This is a genomic window from Aeromonas sp. ZOR0002 (assembly GCF_963866995.1).
GTDB classification, from domain to species: domain Bacteria; phylum Pseudomonadota; class Gammaproteobacteria; order Enterobacterales; family Aeromonadaceae; genus Aeromonas; species Aeromonas caviae.
Map to the genome: position 1 here is coordinate 1 of NZ_CAWMFQ010000241.1, position 1,688 is coordinate 1,688.

The 1,688-nt window shown below is 60.7% G+C and carries 1 protein-coding gene; it reads right to left on the reverse strand.

The window, feature by feature from the left end:
* A partial coding sequence (locus AACR77_RS13420; protein ID WP_042882127.1) for a hypothetical protein occupies positions 1-1,382 on the reverse strand: 1,382 nt, incomplete at its 3' end.
* Between the last annotated feature and the right edge of the window lie 306 nt (positions 1,383-1,688).

Here is a 1,688-nt window from a genome sequence, read left to right on the forward strand (position 1 = left end):
GCCTCGCAGCCGAGGTCGTGCCAGGCGGCCAGTTTGTCCGTCGCGTCGGCCAGTTGCTGATTCATCTGTCGGCGCATCCGCAGCAGCAGTTGGCCCAGGGGTGTGCCGTCATCCAGGGATTCATCAGGCCAGGCCAGAATATCCTTCGCCACCTTCATCAGGACGGGCATGCTGTCTCCCTCGGCGGTGCCGACCAGATCGCACAGTTGCAGGGTAGGAGCGATGCGATTTCGCAGGAATTTTCCCTGGGCACCACACCGCTGCATGCAATGTTGCAGGGAGGTTCGCATCAGTTCGACGGCGACGGCCTTGACCAGGCCTGCGTCGGTCTGAAAGCGGGAGGAGTGCCGTCCATCCGGCAAATGTCGTTGCTTTATCCCTTCATACAGCGCCATGGCGGCCAGCCCCGTCACATAGGCACGAGTCAGTATCCGGCGGTGCAGGGCATGGTGCGCCAGCGGTATGACCCGCCCGTTGTGGGCGTGAAGCGGTCGTTGCTGCGCGTAGTGAATGGCCAGTGCGAGGCTCAGTTTCAAGCCGGGGATCAGGGAGGCGGTCAGCACCAGTTTTCCCCACTCAACACGGCGCAGGGAGCTGAAGAAAATGTCGCGTTGGCTGGCAAGACGAGAGTGAAAGATGCCCCCAGCACTGATGTCGTGCTCATGACCCCTGAGCCATGCCCAGCGGGGGAGCGCCACCTGCTCGAAGGTGATGATGGCGTGATCCACCACGTCGAAGTAGGGGAGGTCGAGCACGTCCGGGCTGGAGACGCTGACCCCCTGATACAGTGCGCCACGGGCGTCCCGGCAGGGCACCAGAAAGGGATGAATGCCGCAGTCTTGCTTGCCGACCCACAATCTGGCCATCACCACGCTGCTCTTGGGTTGCCCTTCCAGGGCGATGTAGGGCATGAACTTGGCGGCATGCCGATGGGGCGTATGGAGGATAAAACCGTCAGTGGCACAGTCGTAGCGGACTTCGGTTGCCATGCTCATGGCATTGTTGCCACAACCGAGCTCGGTGACCAGATAGAGCCCGTGAGTGCGCAAGGCCAGAGCCTCCTCAATCTGACCGATGATCTCCGGATGGTGCCGATCCCCCAGCTCCAGCAGCGTGCCGAGATAGAGATTGTAATGACTGGCCAGCAAGGGGCAGAGCCCCCCTTGCCGGGTCAGGCAGGGAGACTCCATCAGGGTGAGGAGGGGGGCCAGGTCGTCAACGATATCCTCTTGCCCGAGTGCAGCCGTGCTGGCGACAGTGTGGAAAATCCGGTAGATGGCCCGGGTCCGTTGTGCCTTCTCGAGATGATGGAGATCGGGGAACAGGGTGTCGTTGAGTGCCAGGGCATGCAGGCGACTGGCCAGTGAAGCAGGGTGTGACATGATGGCTCCTTGACTGGGTAGATCCAAATGGTCCTTCTCGAATCAATCATAGTCTTTGGGATCTCTGTGACACCCTGGTGACGCGCCTGATGATGAGTAAGGGTCGTCATCGAAGGCCATGGGGAATCAGGAAAGCAAGCAGGTGGCGGTTTGGCGCGCCATCGGGCAGGGGGGGCCGTGGACAGGCCCGGAAGAGCAGATATGAAAAAGCCCAGCCAAAAGGCTGGGCTTTAAAATGTGGCTCCCTCGACAGGACTTGAACCTGTGACATACGGATTAACAGTCCGCCGTTCTACCGACTGAACT